Genomic DNA, 335 nt, shown 5'->3' with positions numbered 1-335 from the left:
TTTGCTAAAGTCGACGGTTACGTTGAATTCAAAACCAAAGGCGCGCTGAACCGTAAAACCGTCAGCATCCGTCCTTATACCGGTTCTGAAGAATAATCGTTTTACGATTGAAAGCCGCATTCCTTTTCGGAATGCGGTTTTTGTTTATCTGACGGTTTTGTCTGTTTGATAAAATCCGTATGTCGTGAAGCTTGATTTATATTAAGGCCAAAGTAAAAACGTGCTTATAATCGATGGCCTTTGTTTTATTCTATTGATTCTTTCTATATAATCTATCAAATGCCTTTGATTTACCCTCATGTAGCTAAACACAGTAAACTTAAGGCCGTCTGAAA

General features: G+C 37.6%; 1 pseudogene. It reads left to right on the top strand.

Annotation, left to right across the window (positions count from 1 at the left end):
• Positions 1-96, top strand: a pseudogene (rpmA, locus tag ACTHSP_RS23185) (50S ribosomal protein L27); the annotation flags it as partial.
• Between the last annotated feature and the right edge of the window lie 239 nt (positions 97-335).

Source organism: Neisseria sp. P0001.S005 (assembly GCF_051963715.1).
The sequence above is the reverse complement of the archived record's forward strand: the minus strand, read 5'-3'. Positions and strand labels throughout refer to the sequence as shown.